Below are 7,782 nucleotides of genomic sequence, written 5' to 3' on the forward strand. Positions count from 1 at the left end.
ACCAAACGCTGACGACTTCAATACACTAAAAACTCAGCTTCGCTTATTTGGAAGAAGGATCTACGCAGGCAAACGATTAACATCACACTTACATGCTGCAACATGTGAGTTCAGGAGTCATTCTTTACATGGCAACGATTAAAGATGTGGCCAAACGCGCTGGCGTTTCCACCACCACCGTTTCGCACGTCATCAATAAGACTCGTTTCGTCGCCGAAGAGACTAAAGCGGCCGTCGCGGCCGCGATCAAAGAGCTGCACTATTCTCCCAGCGCCGTGGCGCGCAGCCTGAAAGTCAATCACACCAAATCTATCGGTCTGCTGGCTACCTCCAGCGAAGCGCCCTATTTCGCCGAAGTGATCGAGGCGGTGGAAAACAGCTGCTACAGCAAAGGCTATACGCTGATCCTGTGTAACTCGCACAATAACCTGGACAAGCAACGCGCTTATCTGGCGATGCTGGCGCAAAAACGCGTCGATGGTCTGCTGGTGATGTGCTCTGAATACCCGGATCAATTGCTGGGGATGTTGGAAGATTACCGTAACATCCCAATGGTGGTCATGGACTGGGGCGCAGCACGCGGTGATTTTACCGATACCATTATCGACAACGCCCTCGAAGGCGGTTATCTGGCCGGCCGCTATCTGATCGAGCGTGGCCACCGTGAGATTGGCGCCATTCCGGGCCAATTAGCGCGCAATACCGGCGGCGGCCGCCATCAGGGCTTTTTAAAAGCCATGGAAGAAGCCAATATTGAGGTGCGCGACGAGTGGATTGTACAAGGTGACTTCGAACCGGAATCCGGCTACAAAGCCATGCACCAGATATTATCGCAGAAACAGCGCCCAACGGCGGTATTCTGCGGCGGCGACATTATGGCAATGGGCGCTATTTGCGCCGCTGATGAGCTGGGGTTGCGCGTACCGCAGGATATTTCCGTTATTGGTTACGATAATGTGCGCAACGCCCGCTATTTCACGCCGGCACTGACGACCATCCATCAGCCCAAAGAGCGTTTGGGCGAGATGGCGTTCACCATGCTGCTGGACCGCATCATCAGCAAGCGTGAAGAATCGCAAGTCATTGAGGTACATCCGAAGCTGGTTGAACGCCGCTCGGTCGCCGACGGTCCCTTCATCGATTACCGCCGCTAGTCGCCAGCGCCGGGAGCCAAAGCGGCTTCCGGCGTCACTTCGCTTAACCATTCCTGATTCAAGGTTTCACTGTCCCCCAGGTAATCCAGCAGCCAGGCCATCGCCGGCGATGGGGTATTCTGCTGCCAGGTCAGGCAGCATGGGCTGGCGGGAAATGGCTGTTGCAGTTGCAGCGCCACCAATTCACCACGCTGTACCAACGGCAATACCTGATGCGCAGGCATCATGCCGACGCACAATCCGGCGCACAGGCAATCCACCGCAGAGGCCCAATCCGGCACCACCAGCCGCCGTTGATTGTCCAGCGTCCAGGTGACCCGCTTGGGCAGATTGCGTGACGTATCCTCCAGACACAGCGAAGGGAAAGGCCGGAGCTGATCATCGTTCAGCAGGCCATCCAACCCCGCCAAGGGATGCTGGGGGCTGGCGACACACAACCAACGCATGTCGCCCATGTCGCGAAAGGCGAAACCACCGCCAACCGGCACCGCCCGCGTAGCGCCGATCGCCATATCGGCGCGCCCGTCCACCAGCGCATCCCACACGCCGTTAAACACTTCGGGTTGGACCAACAGCTCGACATCGGGGAATTGACGGTAAAAATCCAGCACCAGCTGACGGCAGCGCTGCGGTTTGACGATGATATCCACCGCGATTTTTAATTGACCACGCCAACCATTGGCCACCTGCTGGCACTGTCTGCGAGTGTCGAGCATTTTTTTGATGACACCGCGCGCTTCCTGAATAAACAGCGTGCCGGCCGGCGTCAGTTCTACATCGCGATGACGCCGTTCAAATAGCGGTACCGCCAGCCATTGTTCCAGTTGCCGCACAGTATAGCTAACCGCCGAAGGCACCCGGTGGAGTTCCTGCGCCGCCGCGCTGAAGCTGCCGGTGCGGGCGACCGCGTCCACGACATCAAGCGAATATTCAGACCACATGATTTTTGCCTTCAATTTTTTTAACAGCACTTCGCAAATATTACCGTTTCACAAGCAGAGATCCAGCCGGATACACTTGCCGGCGCTAAAAACCTGCGACAATAAAATATTAATGAGAAATACCATGCGAAATTCCTTTGGTTTTATGTTCTATCTTGCCGGCCTGAGCATGCTGGGTTACCTGGCCACCGACATGTATCTGCCCGCCTTTGGCGCTATGCAGCAAGATCTGCAAATTTCCGCCGGCGCAATCAGCGCCAGCCTTAGCATTTTCCTGGCCGGTTTTGCCTTTGCTCAACTGCTCTGGGGGCCGCTCTCCGATAATTTGGGCCGCAAACCCGTGCTACTGATTGGCCTGGCGCTGTTTGCTCTGGGCTGCCTCGGCATGCTGTGGGTGCAAAATGCCGTCCAACTGTGGTCGCTGCGCTTTATCCAGGCGATCGGTGTGTGTTCAGCCGCCGTCACCTGGCAGGCGCTGGTCATTGACCGCTACCGTGAAGGCAAAGCCAACCGCGTATTCGCCACCATTATGCCGCTGGTAGCACTTTCGCCTGCGCTGGCACCGTTGGTCGGCTCCTGGTTGTTGAACCACATGGGATGGCGGGCAATTTTCGCCGTGCTGCTGGGTATCACCGTCATTTTGCTGCTGCCGACGCTGTTACTGAAGGAAAGCGCCAAAAGCGCGCCATCTGCCCAGCCCAAAAACACCCTGAGTTTCTTCCAACTGCTGAAGTCGCCGGTATTCAGCGGTAACGTCACCATTTTTGCCGCCTGCTCTGCCGGTTTTTTTGCCTGGCTCACCGGTTCGCCGTTTATTCTTGGCGATATGGGTTACAGCCCCAATGATATTGGCCTGAGCTATGTCCCGCAGACGCTGGCTTTCTTATTGGGCGGTTACGGTTGCCGTACGGCGTTAAACCGCATGAATGGCAACACCCTGCTGCCCTGGCTGCTGGTAGGTTATGGCATCAGCATGGTGGCGTTATATCTGGTGGCGACATTGACCGAACCCACGCTCACCACGTTGCTGATTCCATTCTGCCTGATGGCGCTGGTCAACGGAGCCTGCTACCCGATCGTAGTGGCGAATGCGTTGATGCCGTTCCCGGAAGGCACAGGCAAAGCCGCAGCGCTGCAAAATACCCTGCAATTGGGCCTGTGCTTTGTCGCGAGCCTATTGGTTTCGGCCTTTATAGCCCAACCGCTGTTGGCGACGGTAACGGTGATGGTTTCAACGGTGGTATTGGCCGCGTTGGGGTATATGTTGCAACGGGGAAAAGTGATCGATAATTCGCAGGCAGTACGACAGGAACATGCTAACTCTGCGTCATAATTACCTGCACTAATAATCACTTAAAGAATATTTTTGCCGAGTGCGATTTACGGTTGAGTAAGCGCCTCGGCAAGCCTATACTCAAAACGACCTTTTAAAATAACACTTTTATAGTCTTATTATCACAAGTAGCTGTTGTGTACGCGTATGGCGTCACACTTTTTTAAGGATTTGTTTATCCGCGCCTATTGCGCTGGAGCCTTCTTAAAATTTTCCTCTGTTCATAGTCGGATATCAGACGCCACGGTGACTTTCCACCGTAGGTATACATATGCGCCCGCAGAAATTGTCTAAGCTATTTTCTGGCGGGTCATAAGTCAGAAGAAGGTGATGGAGAAGCTATGAGTTCATCGTGTATAGAAGATGTGAGCATTCAGGACAACCCATGGTACCGTATCGCTCATGAAATGCTCAGTATGGCCGGTATAGAAATAAACGGCTCACGTCCTTTCGATATTCAGATTAAAAATCCTGATTTTTTTAAACGCGTGTTGCGGGAAGGTTCTCTCGGCCTGGGCGAAAGCTATATGGATGGCTGGTGGGAATGCGAACGGCTGGATATATTCTTTCAACACGTAGTCGGCGCAGGCCTGGAAAAGAAACTCCCCCATCATGTGAAAGATATCCTGCGAATTGCCGCCGCGCGATTAATCAATTTGCAATCGAAGAAACGTGCCTGGATTGTCGGTAAAGAGCATTACGATCTGGGAAACGATCTGTTTACGCTGATGCTCGATCCCTATATGCAATATTCCTGCGCCTATTGGAAAGAGGCAACCACGCTGGAGCAAGCGCAGGAAGCCAAGCTGCGAATGATTTGCGAGAAACTGCAGTTGCAACCGGGGATGAAATTACTGGATATCGGCTGCGGTTGGGGCGGCCTTTCCGCCTTTGCGGCGAAAAACTATGGCGTTTCCGTCGTGGGCGTAACCATTTCTGCCGAACAGCAAAAACTGGCGCAGGAGCGCTGCGCCGGGCTGGACGTTGAAATTCTGCTGAAAGACTACCGCGATCTGCACCAGCAGTTTGATCGCATTGCCTCCGTCGGCATGTTTGAGCACGTTGGCCCCAAAAATTATCGCACCTACTTCAAGGTGGTGGAGCGTAATTTAAAACCGGATGGCCTTTTCCTGCTGCACACCATTGGCTCGAACCGGACAGATATGAATGTTGACCCGTGGATCAACAAATATATCTTCCCGAATGGCTGCCTGCCTTCAGTCACGCAGATAGCCAAAGCCAGCGAAGGACGTTTCGTGATGGAAGATTGGCATAATATTGGCGCCGATTATGATCGCACCCTGATGGTCTGGTACGAACGTTTCAGACAGGCATGGCCACAACTGGCCCAGCGTTATTCCGAGCGTTTCGAACGTATGTTCAGCTATTATCTGAGCGCCTGTGCAGGTGCATTTCGCGCGCGTGACATTCAATTGTGGCAGGTGGTATTCAGCCCGAAAGGCATTGAAGGCGGTATCCGCGTCCCGCGCTGATTAATGCCATGCCACAACGAAACGCCCCCGGTTTTTACCGGGGGCGTTTTATATTATGCGCTAACCAATGGCTGATCAGCCGCAATAAACCCGAATGATTTTATCCTCGCTGTCGCCCAGGAAGTTCAGACGACGCAGGTTAAAGTCCATAGTAACGGCCGAATTGTACGGAATCGCACGTACCTGAGAGTCAATCTGAACGCCTTCCAGCGCTGACATCGGCTTGCCGACGTAACTCTGGTATTGCGCGGCACCGCAGGTATCACTTTCTGCATCAACGGCCTGATTGGCCGCGCCCTGCTCAGGTGAGCTGCTACAGGCACTCAGCGCCAGCAGCGCCGTTAACATCAACGTTTTCCCATAAAACTTCACGCGGTTACTCCTCTGTGGTTATTGTCCGTCAGATCTTCTGCGCCAGCGCGCTCGCCGTCGCCATGGCCGCTTCGCGGCTCGCCAACACCCGCTCAACGGTATCTACCACCGCCTGCGTTTGTGGATCAATCTCAATATTCACCTTGTCGCCCAGGCGTTTTTTGCCCAGCGTGGTGCGTTCAAGCGTCTCCGGGATCAGGTGCACGCAGAAACGGTTATTCACCACCTCTCCGATCGTCAGGCTAATACCGTCAATGCCAATAAAACCTTTATGCAGAACGTATTTCATCAGTTCCGCATCCGGCATGCGCAGCCATATCTGACGATTATTTTCGGAGGTATAAATCTTGGCGACTTCCGCCGTGCAGATAATATGGCCGGACATCAGGTGGCCGCCAATTTCATCGTTGAATTTGGCCGCCCTTTCGATATTGACCACGTCCCCCAAAGCCAGCTCGCCGAGATTGGTCAGGCGTAACGTTTCTTTGATCAGATCAAAGCTGACGCGGTTGCCTTCCACCGCAGTGACGGTCAGGCAGCAACCGTTATGGGACACCGACGCGCCGAGCTCCAGCCCAGGCAGCAGTTCCGCAGGCATCTCTATGACGTGGGTACGGAAGTTGGATTTTTCATCAATGGCGACCAGCGGCGCGGTGCCTTGTACGATACCGGTGAACATGTGAGCCTCTTCTTTCTGAAAATGTTTAAAGCGCTTGGGGCAGTTTGCCCCAGTTGGCGAGGAAAACCAAACCCGGGGAGGCAAAAAATCCGCGCCTGCGCATTTAATAACTATTTCGTCACAACATTTGCTTAACGACGCCGAGCGCGTACAATCTTTTTGACAAAATTCCGCTATTTTTAATTGTTGTCCTTTCGCGACGACCCTCCCCTCAATCATAAATAAATAGAAAAGGTGTATGCGTGCAGAAGTACTTCATTGAAGCGCGTAGTTTATTGGCCCTCGCAATTCCGGTAATCATCGCGCAAATATCGCAAACCGCAATGGGCGTGGTCGATACCATTATGGCCGGCGCTTATAGCGCCACGGATATGGCCGCCGTCGCCGTCGGCACCTCTATCTGGTTGCCGGCCATTCTGTTCGGCCACGGCCTGCTGCTGGCGCTAACTCCGGTGATCGCGCAGCTTAACGGCGCCGGCCGCCGCGACCGTATCGCTCATCAGGTACGCCAAGGGTTTTGGCTGGCTTGTGCGGTCTCTGTCCTGATCATTTTCGTGCTGTATAACAGCAAGTTCGTGATCGACATGATGCACAATATCGATCCGCAACTGGCGGATAAAGCCGTTGGCTACCTGCATGCCATCATGTGGGGCGCACCGGGCTATCTGTTCTTCCAGGTGCTGCGTGGCCAGTGTGAAGGACTGTCGAAAACCAAACCCGGCATGGTGATTGGCTTTCTCGGCCTGCTGGTCAATATCCCGATTAACTATATTTTCATCTACGGCAAGTTCGGTATGCCTGAGCTGGGCGGCGTCGGTTGCGGCGTAGCAACCGGCAGCGTCTACTGGTTCATGTTCCTGGCAATGCGCTGGTATGTAAAACGCGCACCGTCGCAACGTGACATCCTGCCGCATGAAGGCAGCAACCGCAGCCCGGACTGGCCGGCGATGAAACGCCTCATCGGTATCGGTCTGCCGGTGGCGTTGGCGCTGTTTTTTGAGGTGACGCTGTTTGCCATCGTCGCCCTGCTGGTCTCGCCGCTGGGCATCGTTTCCGTGGCCGGGCATCAGATTGCGCTGAACTTCAGCGCGTTGATGTTCGTGTTGCCACTGTCGCTCGGCGTCAGCGCCACCATTCGCGTCGGCTATCGGCTCGGTGAAGGTTCGGTCGAAGGCGCACGGATTGCCGCCTATGCCGCTATCGGCGTCGGCATCCTGATGGCCTGCTGCACCGCGCTGTTTACCGCCACTTTCCGCGAACAAATCGCGCTGTTGTATAACGACAGCCCGGCGGTAGTTGCGATGGCGTCGCACCTGATGTTGCTGGCGGCCATTTATCAGATTTCCGATTCGATTCAGGTGATCGGCAGCGGTATTCTGCGCGGTTATAAAGATACCCGGTCAATCTTCTTCATCACCTTTATTGCTTATTGGGTACTGGGTCTGCCGAGCGGCTACCTGCTGGCGTTGACCGATGTCCTGGTGCCGGCGATGGGGCCAAGCGGCTTCTGGATTGGTTTTATCATCGGCCTGACCTTTGCGGCTATCATGATGGCTACGCGCATGCGCTGGCTGCAAAAACAGCCTGCTGCGCTGATCTTGCAGCGCTCCACCCGCTAAGTTTCGCCACCGGCCGGTTTATTCCGCCGCCGGTGGCTTCTTCGTCCGTGTTTGCAGAAAAAACAACCGCACTGCACATAAGCTCAGCAATCGTGTGAAATACCGGATAAAATTACGTTTTTCTCCTTGCCAGCGCGCAGGTAGCTCGTTAATATTCGTCCCCGCTGTCAGCCATGACAGACAGGAAAAGA

General features: G+C 54.4%; 7 protein-coding genes. 4 read left to right on the forward strand and 3 right to left on the reverse strand.

The window, feature by feature from the left end:
* The first annotated feature begins 128 nt into the window (after positions 1–128).
* Entirely contained in the window at positions 129–1,154 is a 1,026-nt protein-coding gene (gene purR / locus SPL01S_RS03420; protein ID WP_063197597.1) for an HTH-type transcriptional repressor PurR, read from the forward strand.
* Here the strand turns inward: purR and punR are convergent.
* The gene (gene punR / locus SPL01S_RS03425; protein ID WP_062870651.1) at positions 1,151–2,095 is read right to left on the reverse strand and encodes a DNA-binding transcriptional activator PunR; all 945 of its coding nucleotides are present in this window, start codon (positions 2,093–2,095) and stop codon (positions 1,151–1,153) included. The genes purR and punR overlap by 4 nt on opposite strands.
* Positions 2,096–2,219: 124 nt before the next feature.
* On the opposite strand from punR, the gene punC reads away from it, so the two are divergent.
* Together punC and cfa are read left to right on the forward strand one after the other, a co-directional pair.
* A complete protein-coding gene (gene punC, locus SPL01S_RS03430) occupies positions 2,220–3,428 on the forward strand; it encodes a purine nucleoside transporter PunC (RefSeq protein ID WP_063197599.1) in 1,209 nt (402 codons plus the stop codon).
* Between the two features lie 341 nt (positions 3,429–3,769).
* Positions 3,770–4,921, forward strand: coding sequence for a cyclopropane fatty acyl phospholipid synthase (gene cfa / locus SPL01S_RS03435; protein ID WP_063197601.1), 1,152 nt, complete (start codon positions 3,770–3,772; stop codon positions 4,919–4,921).
* 75 nt (positions 4,922–4,996) lie between these two features.
* On the opposite strand, the gene SPL01S_RS03440 is transcribed toward cfa, so the two are convergent.
* Together SPL01S_RS03440 and SPL01S_RS03445 are read right to left on the reverse strand one after the other, a co-directional pair.
* Positions 4,997–5,293 (reverse strand): I78 family peptidase inhibitor, encoded by a 297-nt coding sequence (locus SPL01S_RS03440; RefSeq protein WP_174523941.1) that lies wholly within the window; start codon positions 5,291–5,293, stop codon positions 4,997–4,999.
* A gap of 28 nt (positions 5,294–5,321) precedes the next feature.
* Complete coding sequence (locus SPL01S_RS03445; protein ID WP_062870648.1) at positions 5,322–5,972, reverse strand: riboflavin synthase; 651 nt, start codon at positions 5,970–5,972, stop codon at positions 5,322–5,324.
* Between the two features lie 242 nt (positions 5,973–6,214).
* Between SPL01S_RS03445 and SPL01S_RS03450 the strand changes: the two genes are divergently transcribed.
* Positions 6,215–7,591, forward strand: a complete 1,377-nt coding sequence (locus tag SPL01S_RS03450) for an MATE family efflux transporter (protein WP_004943723.1) — start codon at positions 6,215–6,217, stop codon at positions 7,589–7,591.
* The last annotated feature ends 191 nt before the right edge of the window (positions 7,592–7,782 follow it).

Origin of the sequence: Serratia plymuthica NBRC 102599 (assembly GCF_001590925.1) — a bacterium.
GTDB lineage: Bacteria > Pseudomonadota > Gammaproteobacteria > Enterobacterales > Enterobacteriaceae > Serratia > Serratia plymuthica.